This is a genomic window from Cupriavidus sp. GW821-FHT07C08, from assembly GCF_059419025.1.
In genome coordinates this window covers 167,421-192,022 of record NZ_JBWKQZ010000007.1, presented here as the reverse complement: position 1 = coordinate 192,022, position 24,602 = coordinate 167,421, and the positions used below count along the sequence as shown (strand labels likewise).

18 protein-coding genes are annotated in these 24,602 nt (G+C 68.1%); 10 read left to right on the top strand and 8 right to left on the bottom strand.

Annotated features, from left to right (window positions below):
* Positions 1–14: 14 nt before the first annotated feature.
* The 7 genes from AC07UK_RS11930 to apbC form a co-directional block, all read right to left on the bottom strand.
* On the bottom strand, positions 15–3,047 hold the full coding sequence (locus AC07UK_RS11930; protein WP_494686758.1) for a molybdopterin-dependent oxidoreductase: 3,033 nt from the start codon (positions 3,045–3,047) through the stop codon (positions 15–17).
* Between the two features lie 71 nt (positions 3,048–3,118).
* Positions 3,119–3,334 (bottom strand): hypothetical protein, encoded by a 216-nt coding sequence (locus AC07UK_RS11925; protein ID WP_013957773.1) that lies wholly within the window; start codon positions 3,332–3,334, stop codon positions 3,119–3,121.
* A 199-nt stretch (positions 3,335–3,533) separates the two neighbouring features.
* Positions 3,534–4,166 (bottom strand): TorD/DmsD family molecular chaperone, encoded by a 633-nt coding sequence (locus AC07UK_RS11920; protein ID WP_436222470.1) that lies wholly within the window; start codon positions 4,164–4,166, stop codon positions 3,534–3,536.
* Positions 4,167–4,201: 35 nt separating this feature from the next.
* Positions 4,202–6,355 (bottom strand): 4Fe-4S binding protein, encoded by a 2,154-nt coding sequence (locus AC07UK_RS11915; RefSeq protein WP_494686759.1) that lies wholly within the window; start codon positions 6,353–6,355, stop codon positions 4,202–4,204.
* A 101-nt stretch (positions 6,356–6,456) separates the two neighbouring features.
* The gene (locus AC07UK_RS11910; protein ID WP_494686760.1) at positions 6,457–7,050 is read right to left on the bottom strand and encodes a DUF3306 domain-containing protein; all 594 of its coding nucleotides are present in this window, start codon (positions 7,048–7,050) and stop codon (positions 6,457–6,459) included.
* Positions 7,051–7,077: 27 nt separating this feature from the next.
* Positions 7,078–7,611: a DUF3305 domain-containing protein gene (locus tag AC07UK_RS11905; RefSeq protein ID WP_494686761.1), complete on the bottom strand. Its 534-nt coding sequence runs from the start codon at positions 7,609–7,611 to the stop codon at positions 7,078–7,080.
* 27 nt (positions 7,612–7,638) lie between these two features.
* The gene (gene apbC, locus AC07UK_RS11900; protein WP_013952601.1) at positions 7,639–8,727 is read right to left on the bottom strand and encodes an iron-sulfur cluster carrier protein ApbC; all 1,089 of its coding nucleotides are present in this window, start codon (positions 8,725–8,727) and stop codon (positions 7,639–7,641) included.
* Positions 8,728–9,067: 340 nt separating this feature from the next.
* Between apbC and AC07UK_RS11895 the strand changes: the two genes are divergently transcribed.
* The 10 genes from AC07UK_RS11895 (at position 9,068) to AC07UK_RS11850 (ending at position 23,993) form a co-directional block, all read left to right on the top strand.
* Positions 9,068–9,706 carry a YiaD family glycine zipper/OmpA-like lipoprotein gene (locus AC07UK_RS11895; protein WP_494686762.1) on the top strand — a complete coding sequence of 213 codons (639 nt, stop codon included), beginning with the start codon at positions 9,068–9,070 and terminating at the stop codon, positions 9,704–9,706.
* A 289-nt stretch (positions 9,707–9,995) separates the two neighbouring features.
* Complete coding sequence (metG, locus tag AC07UK_RS11890; RefSeq protein ID WP_494686763.1) at positions 9,996–12,056, top strand: methionine--tRNA ligase; 2,061 nt, start codon at positions 9,996–9,998, stop codon at positions 12,054–12,056.
* Between the two features lie 354 nt (positions 12,057–12,410).
* Positions 12,411–15,746, top strand: a complete 3,336-nt coding sequence (locus AC07UK_RS11885) for an acetyl-CoA carboxylase family protein (protein ID WP_494686764.1) — start codon at positions 12,411–12,413, stop codon at positions 15,744–15,746.
* Positions 15,747–15,792: 46 nt separating this feature from the next.
* A complete protein-coding gene (locus tag AC07UK_RS11880; protein WP_494686765.1) occupies positions 15,793–17,526 on the top strand; it encodes an AMP-binding protein in 1,734 nt (577 codons plus the stop codon).
* Positions 17,527–17,647: 121 nt separating this feature from the next.
* Positions 17,648–18,436 (top strand): IclR family transcriptional regulator, encoded by a 789-nt coding sequence (locus AC07UK_RS11875; RefSeq protein ID WP_494686766.1) that lies wholly within the window; start codon positions 17,648–17,650, stop codon positions 18,434–18,436.
* 59 nt (positions 18,437–18,495) lie between these two features.
* Positions 18,496–20,094, top strand: a complete 1,599-nt coding sequence (locus AC07UK_RS11870; RefSeq protein ID WP_494686767.1) for an ABC transporter substrate-binding protein — start codon at positions 18,496–18,498, stop codon at positions 20,092–20,094.
* Positions 20,095–20,163: 69 nt separating this feature from the next.
* A complete protein-coding gene (locus AC07UK_RS11865; RefSeq protein WP_494686768.1) occupies positions 20,164–21,075 on the top strand; it encodes an ABC transporter permease in 912 nt (303 codons plus the stop codon).
* Positions 21,068–21,961 (top strand): ABC transporter permease, encoded by an 894-nt coding sequence (locus tag AC07UK_RS11860; RefSeq protein WP_494686769.1) that lies wholly within the window; start codon positions 21,068–21,070, stop codon positions 21,959–21,961. Before AC07UK_RS11865 ends, AC07UK_RS11860 begins: the two co-directional genes overlap by 8 nt.
* The gene (locus AC07UK_RS11855; protein WP_494686770.1) at positions 21,958–23,004 is read left to right on the top strand and encodes an ABC transporter ATP-binding protein; all 1,047 of its coding nucleotides are present in this window, start codon (positions 21,958–21,960) and stop codon (positions 23,002–23,004) included. Before AC07UK_RS11860 ends, AC07UK_RS11855 begins: the two co-directional genes overlap by 4 nt.
* Positions 23,005–23,027: 23 nt before the next feature.
* Positions 23,028–23,993 carry an ABC transporter ATP-binding protein gene (locus tag AC07UK_RS11850; protein WP_436222481.1) on the top strand — a complete coding sequence of 322 codons (966 nt, stop codon included), beginning with the start codon at positions 23,028–23,030 and terminating at the stop codon, positions 23,991–23,993.
* Between the two features lie 32 nt (positions 23,994–24,025).
* Here the strand turns inward: AC07UK_RS11850 and bamE are convergent, their stop codons facing one another.
* On the bottom strand, positions 24,026–24,574 hold the full coding sequence (gene bamE / locus AC07UK_RS11845) for an outer membrane protein assembly factor BamE domain-containing protein (protein ID WP_436222482.1): 549 nt from the start codon (positions 24,572–24,574) through the stop codon (positions 24,026–24,028).
* Between the last annotated feature and the right edge of the window lie 28 nt (positions 24,575–24,602).

Below are 24,602 nucleotides of genomic sequence, written 5' to 3'. Positions count from 1 at the left end.
ATGTTCCCCTGCCCTTAGGCAAACCGCTCGATCTGGCAAACGGTGGTCTTGGTTTCCTGCATCATCGTCACCGCGTCATAGCCGTAGGTGGTTGCCGTGTTGACCGCCTCGCCCCGCACCACCGGCATCGCGCCCTCGGGGTAGTAGTCCCTCAGGTCCTTGCCCTGCCACCAGCCCGAGAAGTGGAACGGGATGAAGGCGGTATCGGGCCCGACGCGCTCGGTCAGCAGCGCGCGCACCTTGATGCGGGCCCCGGTGGGCGTCTTCACCCAGCAGAAGTCACCGTTGCGGATGCCGCGGTCGGACGCCGCGCGCGGGTTGATCTCGACGAAGTTCTCCTGCTGCAGTTCGGCCAGCCACGGGTTGGAGCGGGTTTCCTCGCCGCCGCCCTCGTACTCGACCAGCCGCCCGGAGGTCAGGATGATCGGGAACTTCTCATAGACCTTGTTCTCGATATTGCGCTGCTGCACCGACTTGTACAGCGTCGGCAGCCGCCAGAACGCCATCTTGTCGTCGTGGGTCGGGTACTTGGCGACCATGTCGGGGCGCGTGGAGTACAGCGGCTCACGGTGCTGCGGGATCGCGTCGGGGAAGTTCCATACCACCGCGCGCGCCTTGGCATTGCCAAACGGGTGGCAGCCATGGTTCTTCAGCACCACGCGCTGGATGCCGCCCGACAGGTCGGTCTTCCAGTTCTTGCCTTCGGCCTTGGCCTTCTCGGCATCGGTCAGGTCGTCCCACCAGCCCAGCTTCTTCAGCAGCACATGGTCGAACTCCGGATAGCCGGTGGTGATCTCCGCGCCCAGCGAGCAAGAGCCGTCCTCGGCCAGCAGATTGACGCCGTCGCGCTCCACGCCGAAGTTGGCGCGGAAGTTGCCGCCGCCGTCCATCACATGCTTGCTGGTGTCGTACAGGTTGGGCGAGCCCGGGTGCTTCAGTTCCGGCGTGCCGTAGCACGGCCACGGCAGCCCGAAGTAGTCGCCGGTCAGGTCGTAGCCGGTCACCGGGTCCTTGCCCGCCTTGCAGCGCAGCGTCTTGACGTCGAACATCTGCATATTGCGCATATGCGACTTCAACCGCTCCGGCGACTGGCCGGTGTAGCCGATGGTCCAGTTGCTGGCGTTGATCTCGCGCAGGATCGATTCCGGCTCAGGCTCCATCCAGGTGCGGCCGGCGCGCTTGACCTCGATCAGCTTCATGTTCTTCGACAGCTCCTTGCCAAAGCCAAGCTTGTCGGCGAACGCCTGCATCAGCGTCTGGTCGGGCATTGATTCGAACAGCGGCTCGATCACCTTCTCGCGCCATTGCAGCGAGCGGTTCGACGCGGTGCACGTACCCGAGGTCTCGAACTGTGTGCACGCCGGCAGCAGGTACACGGCGCGGTTCGGGTTGACCTTGTCGCCCTCGGCAGGCGGCATGTTGGCCATGGCCGCGGTCGCCGACGGATAGGGGTCGACCACCACCAGCAGATCGAGCTTGTCCAGCGCCTTCTTCATCTCCAGGCCGCGCGTCTGCGAGTTCGGGGCATGGCCCCAGAAGAACACGCCGCGCACGTTGTTGTCCTGGTCGATCAGCTCGTTCTTCTCGGTGACGATATCGATCCAGCGCGACACCGTGGTGCCGGACTTCTCCATCATTGCCTGCGAGGCGAACTGCTTCTTGATCCATTCGTAGTCCACGCCCCACACCGCGGCGTAGTGCTTCCACGCGCCGGTGGCCAGGCCGTAGTAGCCCGGCAGCGAGTCCGGGTTGGGGCCCACGTCGGTGGCGCCCTGCACGTTGTCATGGCCGCGGAAGATGTTGGCGCCGCCGCCCGACACGCCGATATTGCCCAGCGCCAGCTGCACGATGCACGAGGCGCGCACGATCGCGTTGCCGATGGTGTGCTGGGTCTGGCCCATGCACCACACCAGCGTGCTGGGGCGGTTCTTGGCCATGATCTCGGCAACCATCTTCACCTGCGCCTCGGGCACGCCGCAGACTTCCTCGACCTTGTCGGGGGTCCACTTGGCCAGCACCTCTTCCTTGACCTTGTCCATGCCATAGACCCGGTCGTTCAGGTACTTCTGGTCTTCCCAGCCGTTCTGGAAGATGTGGTACAGCATGCCGAACAGGAACGCGATGTCGGTACCCGAGCGGATGCGCACGTAGTGCTGGGCCTTGGCCGCGGTGCGCGTGTAGCGCGGATCGACCACGATCACCTTGCAGCCATTCTCCTTGGCGTGCAGCAGGTGCAGCATCGACACCGGGTGCGCCTCGGCCGCGTTGGAGCCGATATACAGCGCTGCCTTCGCGTTCTGCATATCGTTGTACGAGTTGGTCATCGCCCCGTAGCCCCAGGTATTCGCCACGCCCGCCACGGTGGTGGAGTGGCAGATGCGCGCCTGGTGGTCGGTGTTGTTGGTGCCGAAGAACGACACCCACTTGCGCAGCAGGTAGGCCTGCTCGTTGCTGTGCTTGGACGAACCGACAAAGAACATCGAGTCCGGACCGGTCTGCTGGCGGATCTCCTTCATCTTGGCGGTGATCTCGTCCAGCGCCTGGTCCCAGCTGATGCGCTGGTACTTGCCGTTGACCAGCTTCATCGGGTACTTGAGGCGGTACTCGCCGTGGCCGTGCTCGCGCAGCGCCGCGCCCTTGGCGCAGTGCGCGCCCAGGTTGATGGGCGAATCGAACACCGGCTCCTGGCGGATCCACACACCGTTCTGCACCACCGCGTCGACCGCGCAGCCGACCGAGCAATGGCCGCACACGGTGCGCCTGACCACGATGCCGGTCTTGCCGTCGGCGGCCGCCTTCTTGTCGTCGGCGGCGTCCGCCTTGCGGATCAGCGTCAGCTGCGAGGCCGCCAGCCCGGCACCGACGCCGATGCCAGAGCGCTTGAGGAAGCTGCGGCGGTCCATGGTCGGCATCGCGCCGGCCAGGCTGGCCGCGAGCCGCTGCGAGAGTCGGCCGGAGGCTGCGCCGGCAGGTTCAGGCCGGTTGGCCAGGCCGTCAGCGAGGCGGGCGGATGCGCCCTGCGCCGCGCGTTTGCGGGTCAAGATCATGTCTCACCTCAGATGCGGACGCTGGTCGCGTCCGGTTGCAGGCGGCGCGGCAGACCACACCGCCCTGGCAGTTACACCAGCGTGGTCCGGTAGTACTTGCGGATGTGGTCAGAGACCCGGTAACCCTTGCTGTCCGACGGAGGATCGGTGGGTTCCGGCAGAGCTGCGGCCTGGCCCGGCATGGCCGGACCGCGCGCGGTCAGCGCTGCCGCACCCGTTGCGGCAGCCACAACTCCAGCGCCCGCGAGAAACGTGCGGCGCGCGACCCTGGTTTGCTTCTCTGTCATGTGGGGGCTCCTCGGCTGTCCAAGCCCGATGGTTTTAGCCGTTATGCGTTGTTATGCATATTCTAGATTCAACTAGCAGGAAAGACCATGATATGCACGGGTTTTTCCTTACTTTCCAACCCATTTTCGAGTAAGTGGCTGCCTCGGGCCCGCGGCGCTAAAGAAGCCTCGAAGCGCGCCGATATTCAATGCCGCCCACTCAATGCATCTCGAGCGCCACGGCCTCCACGCCGGCAAACGCGCCCAGCAAGCCGGCCACGCCGCGATAGAAACGCGCCTGCGGGTGCGTCGTCACTGCATCGCACAATCGCTCCACCCAGGGTTGCAGGTGCTGCGCATAGAAACGCTGCTGCTCGCCCAGGTTGGACACCGACAGGTCGTCGCCCGCCACCAGGAAGCGCATTACCTCGCACAGCGTGGCGATATGGTCCTCGGTCTCGCTGACATCTTCATGGCGCTCCAGGCCATAGCGGGCCAGGTCTTCGCGCAGCGCCACCAGCGGGCGCTCGTTCAGGAAGCCGGTCATGTAGAAGGAGCCGTACAGGAACACATCCTGGCGGCCCACGCCCACGAACAGCTGCCGGTACTCCTCCTCGGCCTCGGCCGCGGTGGTTTCCGATGCTGCATCGCACAACGCATTCCACGCCTTGCCCAGCACGGTGTTTGCGTCCTCGCCCACGGCGCGGTTGGCGGCGATGTGGTGCAGCAGCGCGGCGTCGGGCGCGTGGTAGAACAGCGTGGCGAGCAGGCCGTAGAGGTCGGCGCGGGCGGTGTCCTCGGCATCGTCGGCCGGCGGCGCGGCGGTGAGCTGGATCGGCTGGAAATCTGTCATGTCGTGATGATTTGTCCTGGGTGGCCTGGCCGCCGTCAGCGCAGCGTGGCGCCGGTGGCGGTTCCCGTGTCGCGCTCGATCATGTCGATGACGCGGCAGTCAGGGCACATCTTCAGGCGCTCAGCCGCGGCGCCGGCAAAGGCCGGATGGCCGGCCAGGCGCACCAGCATCGACTCCACCATCTGTGCCGTGCCGAACGGCTTGGCGCAGCGGATGCAATGGAACGGCTGGGTCTCGTTGAGGGTCACCGGGCGGCGCGCCGCGTCGCCGGCCAGCAGGCGCGGCACCAGGCTGATGGCGTCTTCCGGGCAGGTCTTCTCGCACAGCCCGCACTGCACGCAGTTGCGCTCGATAAAGCTGAGCACCGGGCGCTCTGGGTTGTCGCGCAGCGCCTGTGACGGGCACGCGCCGACGCAGGCCATGCACATGGTGCACTTGCCCGTATCCACCGCGATCGCGCCGATCGGCGCGCCGGCCGGCAGCGGCACGCTTTGCGCTGGCACCGGCGCGTGCCGCGCCAGGTGGTCCAGCACAAAGTCCAGCATCTCGCGCTTGGCCGCGACGGGGCCGAACGGCGCCGGCGGCAGCGCGTTGCGGCCTGGGCGCAGCGCCGCCAGGCCGGCGTCCAGGGCCGGCGTATCGGCCGCCTCGACCAGCGATAGCACCTCGCCGTCATAGCCCAGCCCTGCCAGCATGGCGCGCGCGACCGCTATCTGCTCCAGCAGCGCGGTGCGGTACTGCGGTGCCTCGTCGCCGGTCAGCAGCACCGCTACGCGGCTGGCGCCCCAGCACAGCGCGGCGAGCCACAACTCCAGCCCTGCCGAGGCCGGGTGGAACAGCGACAACGGCATCACATTGGCGGGCACGCCCTTGGCCTTGCCGCCGCGGGCGGAACGGCCCAGTGCCAGCAGCGCGGGCGTGCCGTATTCCTCGCCATGCAGCAACACCACCGGATCGCGCGCGCCGGCCTGGCGGTACGCTGACAGCAGCGTCCTCAGGCGCGCGCCCGTCACCTCTGGCCCCGGGTAGCCATAGCTGATGGCCCCGCTCGGGCACACGGTGGTGCAGGCGCCGCAGCCCATGCACAGGTTGGGCGTGACCTCGATGCGCCCCTTGCCGTCATGCCAGCGCGAGCCGATGGCCTCGGTCGAGCAGATGTCGATGCAGGCGGTGCAGCCGGTGGTCTGGTTGCGGCCATGCGCGCACAGGTTTTCCTTGTAGCGGAAGAATTTCGGCTTCTCGAACTCGCCCACCAGCCCCGCCAGCATCAGCGCCTGGGCCTGCTGGCGCGCGGCATCGGCGCCGGCGTGCAGGTAGCCCTGCGGCGGCTGGTGCATGGTGAAGGCGGGCGTGTCGCACAGGTCGAAGACCAGGTCGAAGCGCGCCTGCACAGTGCCCTGCGGGCGGTCGAAGTCGATCGCCGCGGCGGCGCCGCAGGCGCGCACGCAAGCGCGGTGCGAGCGGCAGCGCGACAGGTCGATCTGGTAGCTGAAGTCGATCGCGTCTTCGGGACAGGCGTCGATGCAGGCGTTGCAGCGGGTGCACAGGTCCAGGTCGATCGGGTTGCTGCGGCCTGCGCCGGTCTCCCAGCTGGCCTCGAATGCGCCGAGCCAGCCCGTCAGCGAAGCGAGCCGGCCGCTGTGGACCGGATAAGCGCGCGCCGCCGGCTGCGCCGCGGCGCCTTCACGCCTGTCGCTGCCGGTCAGCAGCACCGTGACCTCCAGCTGCATCGCGGCCAGCCGCTCGGCCCACGGCAGCGCACGCTGGGCCGGGCCCAGCACCAGCACCGCGCCGTCGGAACGGTAATCCACCACCGGCACCGGGTCAGGCTCCGGCAGCGCCGCCACGGCCAGCAGCGCGGCAATCTTGGCATTGGCGGTCTTCGGGTCGCGCCGGGCGCCCTGTGACCAGCCGCCGGTCTCGCGGATATTGACGAAGCGCACCGGCGCGGTCACCACCGGGCGGCCATCGCTGCCCTGCGCGGCTTGCGCCGCGACTTCAGTAAATAGCTGGCGTTCCTGCGTGCAGGCGACGATGACGTCGTCGGTGCCGTCGAGCGCGGCGGTGAAGTCGCCGATCTCGCGCCGGCACAGCAGGTGGTGAACCTTGAGCGGGCCCTGGTTGGCTTCGGACAATGCCGCCCCGTCAAGCGGCATGGTGTCGTTGCAGTTGCAGATCAGCGTCGGCATGGCGAATGCGGCTGACCGATCCGGACGTCCTTCTTGGCGAGGGGTCTGCGGGCCGGCGGATTGTGGGGATGCCTATTGTAGGCTGCGCTGCACCTGTGGGGCTACGCGCATTTATGCGGGTCTTGCGGGCCCTGTTCTGCGCTTTGACTTACCGTTTGCTGCGGCGTTTCGACTGGTGCGGGTATGTCCGTAGTGTCAGCGGTCTCGCCGGATTCAGCGAACTCGGCGGGCGCCGCCGGCGGTACATCCACAGGCCCCGCAGCGGCGGCCGCGGCCTGTGCCGCCGCGCGTTCCTCGTCGGTCGGCTCGAACAGGCCCAGCGTCTCGGCCTGGCGCAACTGGCGCAGGATCTCCGGCGGGATCGGGTCGGGCTTGCTGTAGTCGTCGATATAGATGTCGAGCCCGTCCATCACATTGAAGTGCGGGTCGGCGAACAGTGTCTTCAGCGCCGCGCGCTTGACCGACTCATCCACGCCGCGGGCCACGAACCGGGCGATCTCGTCGCCGGGGCGCAGCGCCGCCACGTCCTCCAGCGTCGGAGCCGGTACCTGCGGCGCTTCGGGCGCGGCCCCGCTGGCCACGGGGACGGCGTCGGCAACAACTGCCGGTGGTGCCGGTTCGGCCGGCACGGGCACGCCCTCCCGCACCGCGGCCTTGCGGCGCGACCAGCGCGACAGGAAGGACGAATCGCTCATCGGCAGGGCAAGCTCAGGTCGTCAGGATCAGTAGCGGGCGCGGTCTTCCGGCGCCTTGAAGGATTCGGGCCGGCGCCGCTGCTTGGGCTCGGGCCGGTAGTGCTCGTCGACATAGGCCTGCAGCCACTCGCGCTGCTCGGGCGCCAGCGGCACGTTCTCGACGGTCTCGCCGGCATCGAGCCAGCGGCCGGCCTCGTTGTACGACAGCGTCACGGTCATCGGCACCGGATGGGCTTCTTCGCCATCGCCGTCATCTTCTGGCATGCGCCACAGCACAAACCAGCACGGCGTAGTCGAGGTCAGGTTCAGGTAGTAACCTTCGCCCTGGTCGCGGAACAGCGCCACCTCGAAGCCCGGGTACAGCCAATGCGCGCCATGGGCGTCATGCTCCAGGCACACGGGGTGCGTGCCGAACTCGCCAAGGTCCGGCAGCACCGCGTCCAGCTCCCACTTCCATGGCTGCCAGCGGTTGGCCAGCGCGACCTTGCGCATCACCACCGCCATGGTGACGGCGGGGCGGGCTCCGGGTGCCGGCAGGTCGGCGGTAGGCTGGCTTTCCATGGTTGCTGCGCGCGGCGCGCCGCGCCCTCAGGTGTTTTGCACCACGATGCTCGGGAACTTGCTGGTCATGTCGCGCGCCTTGTCGGCGACCTTGATCGCCACCTTGCGCGCGATGGCACGGTACATCTCGGCCACCGGGCTGTCGGGCTCGGCCACCACGGTCGGACGGCCGGAGTCGGCCTGCTCGCGGATCTGCAGGTTCAGCGGCAGGCTGCCGAGCAGGTCCACGCCGTAGTCGGCGCACATCTTCTCGCCGCCGCCGTGCCCGAAGATATGCTCGACATGGCCGCAGTTCGGGCAGCAGTAGACCGCCATGTTCTCGACGATGCCGAGGATGGGGATGCCCACCTTCTCGAACATCTTCAGGCCCTTCTTGGCGTCCAGCAGCGCGATGTCCTGCGGCGTGGTGACGATCACCGCGCCGGTGACCGGCACCTTCTGCGACAGCGTCAGCTGGACGTCGCCGGTGCCCGGCGGCATGTCGACGATCAGGTAGTCCAGGTCGTGCCAGTTGGTCTGGCGCAGCAGCTGCTCCAGCGCCGACGTCACCATCGGGCCGCGCCATACCATCGGGTTGTCCTGCTCGATCAGGAAGCCGATCGAGTTGGCCTGCAGGCCGTGGCCTTCCAGCGGCTCCATGGTCTGGCCGTCAGCGGATTCCGGGCGGCCGTCGATGCCGAGCATCATCGGCAGGCTCGGGCCATAGATGTCTGCGTCGAGCATGCCGACGCGCGCGCCTTCTGCCGCCAGCGCCAGCGCCAAGTTCACGGCCGTGGTGGACTTGCCCACCCCGCCCTTGCCCGACGCCACCGCGATCACGTTCTTCACGCCCGGCAGCAGCTTGACCCCGCGCTGCACTGCGTGCGCGACGATCTTCATGGTCACGGCCACGCTGACATTGCTCACGCCCGGCACTTGCCGCACTGCAGCAACCACCAGCTTGCGGATCGGATCAAACTGGCTCTTCGCGGGGTAGCCGAGTTCGACTTCCAGCGATACATCGCCGCCGTCGACGCGGATGTTCCTGGCCGAGCGGGTGGACACCAGGTCCTTGCCCGTATTGGGGTCGATGACGGTGCGCAGGGCTTCGGTGACCTGCTCAGTGCTGACGCTCAAGACAAACTCCGCTTCGATGATTGGGGGACTGGCGCATGATGGCCTACGCCTAATGTATCAAAGTATGCAGCACCGGCCATGAACGCCGGAAATCCACGCGCAATACCCTGCATCGGGTGTGGGATTACAGACATTTACAAATCTCACAAGCTTGCACTTGTGCGCGCGCCGCCATATCCATATTGTAGTGCGGTTGGACGGCCCGGTACGTCGGCGCACCGCAGGCGGTGCCAGGACCGGCCGGGCCCGACGCGTACAAAGGGTTACCTGCCGCTAGCCTTGGCGTTACCATCGCGATGCGGTACCAAGAACATTTACGGGAACATCAGAAGGAGAAAGCATGAAGATCAAGCTCGTTACCGTCTCGCTCGCCGCTGCCACGTTGCTGGCCGCGGGTTGCGCCACTGAACAGCAGACCCATACGGCAGTCGGCACCGGCGTGGGCGCCGCGGTCGGCGCCGGGCTTGGCAACCTGATCGGCGGCAATACCACCGGCACGCTGGTGGGCGCGGCGGTGGGCGGTGCCATCGGCGGCGCAACCGGCTACAACTGGAACGCCATCCGCGGCAAGCTGAGCAAGGACACCGCGGGCACGGGCACCCAGATCACCGAGCAGCCGGATGGCACGCTGAAGGTCAACATTCCCAGCCAGGTGACGTTCGATACCGACAGCGCCACCATCAAGCCGTCGTTCCGCTCGGTGCTCGACCAGGTCGCGCAGACCCTGGGCCAGCACCAGGACGTGAGCGCCAACGTGGTGGGCCATACCGACAGCACCGGCAACCCCAACTACAACATGCAGCTGTCGCAGCGCCGCGCCCAGAGCGTGGCCGGCTACCTGGGTGATCGCGGCGTCGCACGCAACCGTCTGACCGCCGAAGGGCGCGGGCAATCCCAGCCGGTTGCGGACAACGGCAGTGAGGTCGGACGGGCACAAAATCGCCGCGTCGAAATTTTTTTGAAACCAATTCAAGGATGACCTAGTCATAGAAACAGGTGCCGCTTGCCACCGTTGCTGGCTCGCGATGGGTGGCTGACCTCCCGGGCGGTACCTGATTTCTCCTCCTTTTCCGTTGTGGAAAGCTGCGCCGGCTCTGACCGGCGCTTTTTTTTTGGCCGAACGGATCCGTGGGTTTCGCCATTCCGCCATGCGGAACCGGCGCGCAGGCGCTGGCCAGTTGCTAAAATAGCCCCTTCCCGGCACGCGCCCTCCCCTCCTGGCTGGCGCCGTCCCCTGATATTTCCCCGCTCCTGACCGGCTCCTGTTTATGACCGCACGTCGCATCCTCGTCACATCCGCCCTGCCTTATGCCAACGGCCAGATCCATATCGGCCACCTGGTGGAATACATCCAGACCGATATCTGGGTGCGTTTCCAGCGCATGATGGGCAACGAGGTCTACTACGTCGGCGCCGACGACACCCACGGCACGCCGGTCATGCTGCGTGCCGAGAAGGAAGGCATCACGCCCAAGGCACTGATCGACCGCGTCTGGACCGAGCACAAGCGCGACTTCGACAGCTTCCTGGTGTCGTTCGACAACTACTACAGCACCGACGCGGAAGAAAACCGCGAGCTGTGCGAGAAGATCTACCTGGCCCTGAAGGCCGAGGACCTGATCGCCGAGCGCGAGGTCGAGCAGTTCTTCGACCCGGTCAAGAACATGTTCCTGCCGGACCGCTTCATCAAGGGCGAGTGCCCGAAGTGCGGCGCCAAGGACCAGTACGGCGACTCCTGCGAGGTCTGCGGCACCACCTACGTGCCGACCGACCTGAAGAACCCGTATTCGGTGGTGTCCGGCGCCACGCCGGTGCGCAAGTCGTCGGCCCATTACTTCTTCAAGCTGTCCGATCCGCGCTGCGAGACCTTCCTGCGCGAATGGGTGGCCGACCTGGCCCAGCCCGAAGCCGCCAACAAGATGCAGGAATGGCTGGGCGCCGAGGGCGAGGCCTCGACCCTGTCCGACTGGGACATCTCGCGCGATGCGCCCTACTTCGGCTTCGAGATCCCCGGCGCGCCCGGCAAGTATTTCTATGTGTGGCTGGACGCCCCGATCGGCTACTACGCCAGCTTCCAGAACCTGGCCGCGAAGCAGGGCATCGACTTCGACGCCTGGGTCGGCCCGCATTCCACCGCCGAGCAGTACCACTTCATCGGCAAGGACATCCTGTACTTCCACACGCTGTTCTGGCCCGCGATGCTGCGCTTCTCGGGCTACCGCACCCCGACCAATGTGTTCGCCCACGGCTTCCTGACCGTGGACGGCGCCAAGATGAGCAAGTCGCGCGGCACCTTCATCACCGCGCAGAGCTATGTCGAGACCGGCATGAACCCGGAATGGCTGCGCTACTACTTCGCCGCCAAGCTCAACGCGAGCATGGAAGATCTCGACCTGAACCTCGACGACTTCATCGCGCGCGTGAACAGCGACCTGATCGGCAAGTACGTCAATATCGCCAGCCGCGCCGCGGGCTTCCTGGTCAAGCGCTTCGAAGGCAAGGTCGATGAAGCCGCACTGGCCCACCCGCTGCTGGAGCAGCTGCGCCAGGCCGCGCCACAGGTGGCGCATCTCTATGAGGCGCGCGAGTACAGCAAGGCGTTGCGCCTGGTGATGGAGCTGACCGACACGGTCAACGCCTTCGTCGACACCGAGAAGCCGTGGGAGCTGGCCAAGGACGAAAACAAGCGCGCGGCGCTGCATGCGGCGTGCTCGGTCTCGCTGGAAGCCTTCCGCCTGCTGACGGTCTACCTGAAGCCGGTGGTGCCGAATGTGGCTGCCGGCGTGGAGCGCTTCCTGAACGTCGAGCCGCTGGACTGGCGTGCCATCGACAAGCAACTGTCGGCTGCCAGCCCGGTGCAGGCCTATCAGCACCTGATGACGCGCGTCGATGCCAAGCAGGTCGATGCGCTGCTGGCAGCCAACCGCGAATCGTTGCAGGCGACCGCGGCGCCGGCCGCCGCGGGCTCGGCAATCGAGCCGATCGCCGACACCATCACCATCGACGACTTCGCCAAGGTGGACCTGCGCGTCGCGAAGATTGTCGAATGCCAGAAGGTGGAAGGTTCGAACAAGCTGCTGCAGCTGACGCTGGACCTGGGCGAAGGCCGCACCCGCAACGTGTTCTCGGGCATCCAGTCGGCCTACACGCCGGAGCAGCTGGTCGGCAAGCTGACCGTGGTGGTGGCCAACCTGGCCCCGCGCAAGATGAAGTTCGGCGTGTCCGAAGGCATGGTGCTGGCGGCATCGGCCGCGGATGAGAAGGCCGCGCCGGGCCTGTATATCCTGGAACCGCACGAGGGCGCGGTGCCCGGCATGCGCATCGGCTGAAGCAGAGCACGCATCGCCGTTCCCCTCTCCCGCTCGCGGGAGAGGGCGGCAAATCCGCGGCAACACCATGTTCCGCGCGTCCCATCGGTAGCGATCCAAGGCCAGCCAGGCCTCTGGATCGACCCGCCACACCGCCCGAGATTCTGCAATGCAGAACAGAACGGGCAGCACTTCCCCCTCCCCCTCGCTCGCGCGCTATGCACGCGCGGCATGTCATACATGGTTCCGGCGCATCGCGCTTGTGACCCCTGGACGAGCCGCGTAGATTCCACCTCGCAGAATCACAAACCAAAAAACAGAAGCCGGCCACGCAACGCTGCTTGCGCGATGCCGCTTCGCATGAAGGGGACATTTGTGAAGAAGCTCCTGATCGCCAATCGTGGCGAGATCGCGTTGCGCGTGCAGCGCGCCGCACGAGACCTTGGCATCGCCACCGTGGCGGTCTATGCCACCGACGACGATGCCAGCCGGCACCGCCTGCTGGCCGACGAAGCTGTCGCGCTGCAGGGCCAGGGGGCCGCCGCCTATCTCGACATTCCCGCCATCATCGCCGCAGCGCGCGCCACCGGCTGCGACGCCATCCACCCTGGCTATGGTTTTCTCAGCGAGCGCGCCGACTTTGCCAGCGCTTGCGCAGCCGCGCAGATCGTCTTTGTCGGCCCCGAGCCCGAGCAGCTGGCCCTGTTCGGCGACAAGGGCCGCGCGCTGGCGCTGGCCGCACGCTGCGGCATACCGGTGATGCCCGCCACTGCGGGCGGCGCCACGCTCGATGCAGTGACCGCCTTCTTCGACGAGCAGGACGGCGCCGGCGTGGTGCTCAAGGCGGTGGGCGGCGGCGGCGGGCGCGGCATGCGCGTGGTGCGCGAGCGCGACGCCCTGCCCGAAGCGTATGCGCGCTGCCGCTCCGAGGCGCGCTCGGCCTTCGGCATCGATGCCATCTACGCCGAGCGGCTGGTGGCCCGCGCGCGCCATATCGAAGTGCAGATCGCCGGCGACGGCCACCACGTGATCGCACTGGGCGAGCGTGACTGCACGCTGCAACGCCGTTTCCAGAAAGTGGTCGAGATCGCGCCCAGCCCGGCGCTGGATCCGGCGCTGCGCCAGCGCATTGTCGATGCCGCCTGCACGCTCGCGCGCGAAGCGCGCTACCGCAGCCTGGGCACGTTTGAATTCCTGGTCGAAGAAGCGGAGGACGGCGAGGACCGCGCGCGCCGCGATGGCGCGGCCCTGCCCTTTGTCTTTATCGAAGCCAACCCGCGCCTGCAGGTCGAACACACCGTCACCGAGCAGGTCACCGGCGTGGACCTGGTGGCCGTGCAGCTGGGGCTGGCCGAAGGCCGGCGCCTGGCAGAGCTGGGGCTGGACCCGCAACACCCGCCGCGCGTGCGCGGCTTTGCCATCCAGGTGCGCGTGAATGCCGAGGCCACCAACGCGCAAGGGCTGGCACGGCCGGCACAGGGGCGGCTGGAGCGTTTCGATCCGCCCACCGGGCCGGACGTGCGCGTCGACACCCACGGCTATACCGGCTATGCACCGTCCGCGCACTATGACACGCTGCTGGCCAAGCTGATCGTCACCTCCGCCAGCGACAACTTCGCTGACGCCGTGCGGCGCCTGCAGCGCGCGCTGGGGGAATTCAATATCGGCGGCATCGCCACCAACCTCGACCTGCTGCGGGCGCTGGCCGAGCGCGAGGACTTTGCCAGCCAGCACGTGCATACGCGCTATATGGAAGCCGCGCTGCCCGCCCTGCTGGAACGCGCCGCGCAGATTGCCGCGCAGGACGCGGCGCGGCAGGCCCTGGCGGGAGGCAGCGCCCCCAGGGTGGCGGCACCTTCCAGCACGGCAAGCTTCGAGGAGCAACTGGGCGAGGGCCTGTGCGCGGTGCGCGCGCCGATGAACGGACGCGTGATCGAACTGGCGCGCGAGAACGACCTGGTCAAGGCCGGCCAGACCGTGGCCGTGCTCGATGCGATGAAGATGGAACATGCCATCGTGGCCGAGCACGCGGGCCGCGTGATCGACCTGCGCACCGCTTCCGGCGAGCAAGTCGCCGAGGGCCAGGTCATGCTGGTGCTGGAGCCGGCCGACGCCGGCGCCCATGCCGACGGCGAAGCCGAGCACGCCGACCCGGCCGCGATCCGCGCCGACCTGCAGCGCGTGCTCGACCGCCATGCCTTCCTGTACGACGCGGCCCGCCCCGAGGCGGTGGCACGCCGCCATGCGCGCGGCCAGCGCACCGCGCGCGAGAACGTCGACGACCTGTGCGATGCCGGCAGCTTCCGCGAATACGGCGGCCTGGCGCTGGCGGCACAGGCGAGCCGGCGCAGCGAGGCCGACCTGATCGCCAACACCCCTGCCGACGGCCTGATCACCGGCACCGGCGCCGTCAACGGCAGCCTGTTCGCACCGGAGCGCGCGCGCTGCGCGGTGCTGGCCTATGACGCCACCGTGCTGGCCGGCACCCAGGGCAAGCGCAACCATATCAAGACCGACCGCATCCTGGAGGTGGCGCTGCGGAACCGCCTGCCCACGGTGATCTTTGCCGAAGGCGGCGGCGGCCGCCCGGGCGACATCGACTTCCCCACCGTGGCCGGCCTGTACCAGCCGTCGTTCGCCGCCTTCGCCGAGCTGAGCGGCGAAGTGCCGGTGGTGGGCATCGCCTCCGGGCGCTGCTTTGCCGGCAATGCCGCGCTGCTGGGCTGTTGCGACCTGATCATCGCCACGCGCAACGCCAATATCGGCATGGCCGGCCCCGCCATGATCGAGGGCGGCGGCCTGGGCGTGTTCCGCCCCGAGGATATCGGCCCGGCCACGGTGCAGTACCACAACGGCGTGGTTGACCTGCTGGTCGACGATGAGGCCGACGCCGTGGCTGCGGCCAGGCATTACCTGTCGATGTTCCAGGGCCGCGTCGACGACTGGCAGGCGCCTGACGCGCTGGCGCTGCGCCAGGTGGTGCCGGAGAACCGCCTGCGCGTCTACGACACGCGCGCCGCCATCGCCGGCCTGGCCGACGCGGGCAGCGTGCTGGAACTGCGCGCAGGCTTCGGCACTGGCATCCACACCGCGCTGGCGCGCATCGAAGGCCGGCCCGTGGGCATTCTCGCCAACAACCCGCGCCACCTCGGCGGCGCCATCGATGCCGATGCCGCCGACAAGGCCGCGCGCTTCATGCAGGTGTGCAATGCGCACGGGCTGCCGATCGTATCGCTGATCGACACCCCGGGCTTCATGGTGGGCCCGGAGGTCGAGGCGCGCGCCCAGGTGCGCCATGTGTCGCGCATGTTCGTCGCCGGCGCCAAGCTGCGCGTGCCGTTCCTGGCGGTGGTGCTGCGCAAGGGCTACGGCCTGGGCGCGATGGCGATGGCCGCGGGCGGCTTCCGCGCGCCGACCTTCACGGTCTCGTGGCCCACCGGCGAATTCGGCGGCATGGGCCTGGAGGGCGCGGTGCGGCTGGGCTTCCGCAAGGAGCTGGAAGCGCTGCCGGCCGGTCCGCAGCGCGATGCGCTGTACCAGCAGCTGGTGGCGCAGATGTACGAGCGCGGCCATGCCATCAACGCCGCTGCGGCATTGGAGCTGGACGCCGTGATCGACCCCGCCGCCACCCGCCAGTGGGTGGTCAGCGGGCTCGAGGCGGGTGCCGCCAATCCCCACCGTCCGATGCGCACCTTCGTCGACGCCTGGTAGGCGCGGCGGCAAACAGAACCAGAGCGAAAGCAACAGGAGACAGCAGATGAACGAACAGGCGTTCTTCGTGGACCTGGAAGCCCGGCATCGCAAGATCTGGCCTGCCGGCCTGCCCAACGCACCGGTCTACCCCCATGGCGAGGCCCCGCTGGGCGATTACCTGCGCGCGTGGGCGCGCAAGCGCCCGGACCACGCCGCGCTGGTCTGGTACGGCACCACCGTGACCTACGCCGAACTCGACGACCTGTCCGAGCGCTGCGCCGCGCTGCTCAAGAGCCGCGGCGTGGGCGCGGGCGACCGGGTGGCGGTGATGATGGGCAACTGCCCGCAGTTCCACGTGGTCTTCTACGGCATCCTCAAGCTGGGCGCGGTGTATGTGCCGGTCAACCCGCTCTTCAAGGAACAGGAGCTGGTCTATGAGCTGAACGATGCCGGCGCCACCACCGTCATCGTGCAGGACCAGCTTGCGCCGCTGCTGATGTCGGTACGCGCTCAGACGCGGCTGCTCACCGTCTACACCACCAGTGCCGGCGCGATGCTGCCGGCGCAGCCCGAGCTGCCGCTGCCAGCCGGCCTCGACGCGCCCCCGCTGGCCGTGGCAGGCACCATCGACCTGCTGCAGGCGCTGCGCGACACCGAGCCGGCCGCGCTGCCCCCGGTCGACATGGACGCGCTCGCCGCACTGAACTACACCGGCGGCACCACCGGCCTGCCCAAGGGTTGCATGCACACGCAGCGCGACATGGTCTACACCGCAGCGGCTTCGTACGCGCTCACCGGCGGTGTCGATGCGCAACGGCTGGCGGAAGGCTCCGACGACGTGATGCTGAATTTCCTGCCGATGTTCTGGATCGCGGGCGAGAACCTCGGGCTGATCTATCCGATCTTCAGCGGGGCGACCGTGGTGGTGCTGGCGCGCTGGGATCCGGTGGCGATGATGGCCGCGATCGAGCGCTATCGTGTCAACCGCACCTTCGTGGTGGTGGACAACGCGGTCGAGCTGATGAACCACCCCGAATGCGGCCGCTACGACCTGCGTTCGCTGCAGCACACGCGCGCCGCCTCGTTCATCCGCAAGATCACCCCCGACATCCGCCAGCGCTGGCACGCGCTGACCGGCAGCATCATTGCCGAAGGCGCCTGGGGCATGACCGAGACCCATACCAGCGACACCTTCACGACCGGCATGCAGGCAGACGATATGGACCTGCGCGGCCGCCCGGTGTTTGTCGGCCTGCCGGTGCCGGGCACGCGCATCAAGATCTGCGACTTCGACACCGGCGCGGTGCTGCCGGTCGGTGCGGAAGGCGAGATCGTAGTCAGCACGCCGTCGCTGTTCAAGGGCTACTGGGGCCGCCCCGACGTGGATGCCGAGGTGTTCCGCGACGGCTGGTTCCGCACCGGCGATATCGGCGCCTATGACGAGGCGGGCTACCTGCATTTCCTGGGGCGGCGCAAGGAGATGCTCAAGGTGCGCGGCATGAGCGTGTTCCCGTCCGAGCTGGAGGTGCTGCTGTCGCGCCACCCGGCGGTGCTGGGCTCGGCCGTGGTGGGCCGCCCCGACCCGGACAAGGGCCAGGTCCCGGTGGCCTTTATCCGCCTGCGCCCCGAGCACGCCGACGGCATCACTGCCGACACGCTGCATGCATGGTGCCGCGAGCAGATGGCGGTCTACAAGGTGCCCGAGATCCGCATCCTGCCCGAGTTCCCGCTGACCGCCACCGGCAAGGTGCGCAAGGTCGAGCTGCAGGCCTTGCTGGACACCGAGGCCGGCGGCTGAACGGAACCGCTGTCGGGTAGTACCGCCGTACCGGACGAGGACGCCGCGCGCGCGCCCCGCACGCCTGCGCGTCGAGCAAGCGCGGCTGGCGTCCAACGGCACAACGAGGGAGCCAACGGTTATGCAGGACCGATCCACCGGCACCATCAAGGAAGACCGCCACTTCGTCACCGCGCTGGCGCGCGGGCTGGAAGTGCTGGCCTGCTTCCGCACCAGCGACCGCGTGCTGGGCAACCAGGAAAACGCCCGGCGCTGCGGGCTGCCCAAGTCGACGGTATCGCGCCTGACCTCCACCCTGACGCGGCTGGGCTACCTGGCGCAGGCCGAAGGCAGCCACAAGTACAGCCTGGGCACGGCCTGCCTGCGGCTGGGCAGCGCCATGCTGTCGCGGCTGGACATCCGCAAGGTGGCGCGGCCGCTGATGCAGGAGCTGGCGGACTTTTCCGGCGGCACGGTGTCGCTGGGCACGCGCGACCGGTTCTCGATGATCTATGTCGAGCACTGCCGCAGCTGCGCCGCGATTGCGCTGACGCTCGATACCGGCTCGCGCATTCCGGTCGCCACCTCGGCCATCGGCCGCGCCTGGCTGGCGGTGGTGCCGGACCAGGAGCGCCAGGCCTTTATGGAACAGGTGCGCGACGTCGACGACATGGCGTGGCCGCGCCTGCGCCAGGGCATCGAGCAGGGCCTGGCGGACCACCTCACGCTGGGCGTGACCTGCTCGATGGGCGAGTGGCAGCCAGACGTCAACGGCATTGCGCGCGGCTTCGAGCCCGGGCATGGAATGCCGCCCATGGCGATCAACGTGGGCGGACCGTCGTTCCGGCTGTCCCCGTCATTCCTGCTCGACGAGGTGCGCCCGCGCCTGCTGGAGGTGGTACGCCAGCTGGAAGGCAGCTTCCCGCGCTGAGCGCATCCGTTGTTCACACCAACAGCGCCGCCACGAGACGGCGCAACAGGAGGAGCACCATGCAAGTGAAGTTGACCAACGCCGCCCGGCGCCGCCTGCTGGCCGGCATGCTGGCCGCCGCCACCATCCCCGCGGCCCACGCCGCGCCGGTCGGCCCGGCCACCGGCAGCCTCACTGTCGCTTTTGGCGCGGAGTCGACCACGCTCGACCCGGTCAAGATCTCGGCCGGCGTCGACCACTACTTTGTCGGCCAGATCTTCGAGATGCTGGTGCGCCGCAATGCCGCGCTCAAGGATGAGAACTGGCTGGCGGAGAACTGGAAGCTGGAAACCGGCAAGGACGGCAAGCCCGTGCTCGACGTGCAGCTGCGCAAGGGCGTGCGCTTCCACAACGGCGACCCGCTGACGTCCGAGGACCTCGAGTTCTCCTGGCAACGCCAGCGCGACCCCAAGAGCAGCTTCTTCTCGCACTATGTCTCGTCGGTCGAGCGTTTCGAGATCGTGGATGCGCACCGCTTCAAGCTGCATTTCAAGGAGCCGGATGCGCAGTTCATCGTAGGCAACATGCAGCTGTGGGCCATGCCCAAGAAGTACATCCAGAAGGTCGGCGAAGAAGAGTTCGCCCGCAAGCCGGTCGGCACCGGGCCATGGAAGTTTGTCTCGCGCACGGTCAAGGACGAGCTGAAGCTGGAAGCCTTTGACGGCTACTGGAACAAGGAAAAGCGCCCGGGCATCAAGGACCTGACCATCAAGGTGATCCCGGAGGACCTGACCCGGGTGGCGGCCTTCAAGACCGGCAAGGTCGATTTCATCGACAACGTGCCGCCTTCGATGATCGAGGAATTCAAGAAGATGCCCGGCGTGAAGACCGTCACGCTGGTGAGCGGCAACAACCTCTTCCTCAATTTCAACACCCAGATGCCGAAGTCGCCGTTCAACGATGTGCGCGTGCGGCAGGCGGCCGCGCACGCCATCGATGTCGACGCCATCATCAAGCGCGTGCTGTTCGGCCAGGGCGAGCGCTATGCGCAGGTGGGCAAGGAGTCGAATGGCTACGACCCCGAGCTCAAGCCCTACGCCTTCGACCAGAAGCGTGCGCGCGAGCTGCTCAGGCAGGCGGGCTACCCCAATGGCTTCGAGACCCCCTGCTACAACCTCACCACGCCGCGCGAACCGGGCGTGAAGGAAGTGGGCGAAGCCATGTATGCCTACCTGAGTTCCGTGGGCATCCGCTGCCAGGTGCGCAACCTGGAGTACGGGGCCTGGATCAGCCTGGGCAAGCGCGGCCGCTCGGGCCCGCCGGAGATGGACGGCGTGCTGAGCTGGATGTGGTCGCAGGGGCTGCCCGGCGACCCGGGCCTGGCCTGGTCCGGCCATTTGCACAGCTACCAGGGCGGCGGCGGCTGGGGCACCTATTCCTACACCAACGACCCCGAGGTCGACGCGCTGCTGGAGAAGCAGCGCCAGACCATGGACCCCGCGGCGCGCACCGCGCTGCTGCGCCAGATCGCGCGGCTCAAGCAGGAACGCGTGCTGGGCGGCCTGCCGACCTACCGGCCGCTGGTGACCTTTGCCTGGCGCGACAACAAGATCAACTACGTGCCCTGGCCCATCCGCGACTACTGGCGCTCATTCCAGGAAGTCAGCTGGAAGCAGTGATCCGCCGCCGCGCCCGGCGCCCGAACCGGGCGCGGCATTCCCGCTGACGATTCTCCGACGGAGCCTGTCATGCCTATTGCAAAACGCCTGCTGCACGGCCTGATCAGCATCCTTGGCGCGAGCGTGATCATCTTCCTGATCTCGCGCCTGTCCGGCGACCCGCTTGCCCTGTTGCTGCCGGCCGACGCGCCGCCGCAGGTGATCGAGGCAACGCGCCGCCATCTCGGCCTGGACCAGCCCCTGGTGGCGCAGTACCTGGTTTTCCTCGGCCATGCCGTCACCGGCGACTTCGGCAACTCCTACCGCTGGCAGGAACCGGCACTGGGGCTGATCCTGGAGCGGCTGCCGGCCACGGTGGAACTGGCGCTGGCCGCGCTGGGCTTCTCGATTGCGATGGCGGTGCCGTTCGGCGTGCTGTCGGCGGTCTACCGCGGCTCCTGGTTCGACCGCTTTGCCAAGGTCTTCGCCATGCTTGGCCAGGCCATGCCCAACTTCTGGGTCGGGCTGCTGCTGATCCTGTTCTTCGCGGTGCAGCTGAACTGGCTGCCGGCATTCGGGCGCGATTCGTGGAACAGCCTGGTGCTGCCCGGAATTGCGCTGGGCTGGTATCCGGTGGCGGCGCAGACGCGCGTGGTGCGCTCGGCCATGCTGGATGTGCTCGACAGCGACTACATCCGCATGGGCCGCGCCATGGGCCTGCCCGAGCGCGTGCTGATCTGGAAGTACGCGCTGCGCAACGCGGCCATTCCGCTGGTGACCATCCTCGGCGTGTACTTCGCGGCGATGCTGGGCGGCGCCTTCGTGGTCGAAGTCATCTTCGCCTGGCCAGGTGTCGGCCGCACCGTGGTCGAGGCCGTGTTCGCGCGCGATTTTCCCGTGGTGCAGGCGGGCGTGATGCTCACCTCCGTGCTGTTCGTTCTGTCCAACCTGCTGGTCGACCTGAGCTACGGCCTGATCGACCCGAGGATCCGCCATGCCTGAAATCGCCGTTCCTCCCGCCAGCGCCCCGGCGGCGCCGGCCCGCAAGCGCCAGCGGCATGACCTGAGTGGCCTGCCCTGGTTTGCGCTGGCAATCTTTCCGGTGCTGCTGGTCTGCGCCATCGGCGGCGAGGCGCTGCTGCCGCACGACCCCAACGGCCTCGACCTCGGCCTGGCCTTCCAGCCGCCGGCCTGGCTGGCGGGCGGCAGCTGGGCCTATCCGCTGGGCACCGACAACATGGGGCGCGACCTGCTCTCGCGCATCATGGCCGGCACGCGCATCTCGCTGGTGGTCGCGCTGTACGCCATCCTGATCTCGGGCGGCATCGGCACCGCCGCCGGCATGCTGGCCGGCTACTTCGGCGGGCGCCTGGACGCGCTCATCATGCGGCTGGTCGATATCCAGATGTCGATTCCCGCGCTGGCGCTGGCGCTGGTGCTGGCCGCGGTGCTGGGCCCGGGCTTCAACACCGTGGTGCTGGTGATCGTGGTGACCTACTGGACCTGGTACGCGCGCATCGTGCGCGGCGAGGTGATGTCGCTCAAGCAGCGCGACTACGTGGCGCTGGCGCGCGTGGCCGGCTGCGGCACGCTCACCATCTTCCGCCGCCACCTGCTGCCCAACCTGCTCAACACCCTGCTGGTGCTGGCCACGCTGCAGGTGGGCCAGGTGATCATCTTCGAGGCCTCGCTGAGCTTTCTCGGGCTGGGCATCCAGCAACCCGATGTGTCATGGGGGCTGATGCTGGCCGATGCGCGCAACTACATCACCAACGCATGGTGGGCCATCACCATGCCCGGACTGGCCATCATGGCCACCTGCCTGGCGTCCAACCTGCTGGGCGACTGGCTGCGCGACCACTTCGACCCGAAAAGGAGGCAGCTATGACCGGCCCCGACCCGCACGTGACGCAACGCCCGTCGCCAACGCCCGCTGCCCAGAATTCCCCACGCGGCGCGCCCATGCTGTCGGTACAGGGCCTGACCACGCACCTCGAACTGCGCCGCGGCACGGTGCGCGCCGTGGACGGCGTCGACCTCCATGTGCATGAGGGCGAGACCCTGGGCGTGGTGGGCGAATCCGGCTCCGGCAAGTCCATGACCGTCCTGTCCATCCTGCGCCTGCTGCCGCGCCAGGGCGGCGTGCACCTGGGCGGCAAGGTGCTGCTCGATGGCGTGGACCTGCTGCAGCTGCCCGAAAAGACCATGAGCACGCAGTACCGCGGCCGCAAGATCGCGATGATCTCGCAGGATCCGCTGACCTCGCTGAACCCGGTCTTCACGGTGGGCGATCAGGTGGGCGCGCCGCTGCGCTACCACGGCCGCGCCAACAGCCGCGAGGCGCGACGCCGCCAGGTGGTGCAGGTGCTGGACAGCGTGCGCATCCCCTCGCCCGAGACGCGGCTGGACGACTATCCGCACCAGTTCAGCGGCGGCATGCGCCAGCGCGTGGTGACCGGCATGGCCATTGCCAGCGCGCCGCGCCTGCTGGTGGCGGACGAGCCCACCTCGGCACTGGACGTGACCATCCAGGTGCAGATCATGGCGCTGTTCCGCAAGATCCAGGCGCAGACCGGTGTCGGCATCATCCTGATCACGCACGACCTGGGCGTGGCGGCCAGCATCTGCCACCGGGTGGCGGTGATGTACGCCGGGCGCATTGTCGAGACCGGCGATGTGCGCACGCTGTACCAGCGCCCCGCGCATCCCTACACGCAGGCCCTGCTCCAGGCCATTCCCCACTTCGGCGAAAAGCGCGAGCGGCTCTACGCGATCCAGGGCAGCCCGCCCAGCCTGATCGACCCGCCGCACGGCTGCCGCTTCGCGGCGCGCTGCCCGCACCGCAAGCCGCTGTGCGATGACGCCTATCCCCCCGAGATCGAACTTGAATCCGGCCACAAGGTCAGCTGCTGGCTGGCGTCGGCCGGCTGAGCCACGGCAACACAGGAGGCGCCATGCTGCTCGAAGTCGAAAACCTGAAGAAGCATTTCCCCGCGCGCGGCGGCGGCACGGTGCGCGCCGTAGACGGCGTCAGCTTTGCCGTGGATGCCGGCCAGACCTATGCGCTGGTGGGCGAGTCCGGCTGCGGCAAGACCACCATCGCCAGGCAGCTGCTGCTGCTTGAGCGCCCCAGCGCCGGCACCATCCGCTTCGACGGCCAGGACGTGCTGGCGCTGGACCGCAAGGGCGTGCTGGCTTACCGGCGCCAGGTGCAGGCGGTGTTCCAGGATCCGTCCTCGTCGCTCAATCCGCGCCTGAAAGTCGGCATGCTGCTGGCCGAGCCGCTGCTTGCGCACGGCCAGGGCGGCGACCGCGCCGCGCTGCGCCGGCGGCTGCTGGAGCTGCTGGAGATCGTCGGCCTGCCGCCCGGCGCGCTCGACCTGTATCCGCACGAGTTCAGCGGCGGCCAGCGCCAGCGCATTGCCGTGGCGCGCGCGCTGGCGCTGCGGCCGCGGCTGATCGTGCTGGACGAGCCCACCTCGGCACTGGATGTCTCGATCCGGGCGCAGATCGTCAACCTGCTGTCCGACATCCAGCGCAGCTTCGGCCTGGCCTATGTGGTGATCGCCCATGACCTGGCGCTGGTGGAGCACTTCAGCTCGGCCGTGGGCGTGATGTACCTGGGCAATATGGCCGAAAGCGGGCCCAGCGCCGCGGTATTCAGCGCCCCGCGCCACCCCTACACGCAGGCACTGCTGGGCTCGGCGCCTCGGCCCGACCCCGACCACCAGCCGGCCGAGGGGCTGATCCTGGGCGATATCGGCTCGGCGCTGAACCCGCCGGCGGGCTGCAAGTTCCATCCGCGCTGCCCGCGGGCGGTGCCGGCCTGCGCCACCGAGATCCCCCGCATGCTGCGGCTGGACCCGGCCGCCGGCTCAGCCGCGCCGGCGCACGTGGCCGCCTGCCACCTGCTTCACTAAGAACCCGTTTCAGAATGAAAAAGGGGCGCGCGTCAGCCGCCCTGCATCTTCGACGGATCGTCGCTGCGCGAGGTCGTGGTGACGGTGCCGTCGTTGTTGAAATGCACGTTGAAGAAGGCCTTGTCGGTGGAGGTTTCCATCCAGCGGTAGCCCCACACCTCTTCCTTCTTCAGCGCAAACGCCTCCACCTTGGTGGGCTTGCCCAGCAGGCGGCGGATGTCGTCCTTGCTCATGCCGGCGCGCACGCGGGCGAAGTTCTCGGCTGACAGCACCTGCTCGATCTTCGCGACCTTGCCATCGGCGCTGATGGTGACCATCCAGGTGGTGGTGCCCTCGGGGCCGCGCGGGTATTCCAGCCGGCGCCCGCCGTCGGCCTCTTCCCAGACGATCTCCGGCTTGCCGGCCTGGCGCCGCAGGTCTTCCTCGGTGGACTGGCCGGGGACGATGCCCTTGAACAGCTCGCTGTCGGGCTTGATCGCGTTCCAGGTGTTGCGGGCGGTGTCGCCCGCCTTCTTCATGGCTTCATCGACCTTCTGCTGGTCGCAGCCGAACAGCGCAAGCAAAGCGGCAAAGAGTCCCATGGCGGCAAGGCGTCGCGGCGACGCGAAA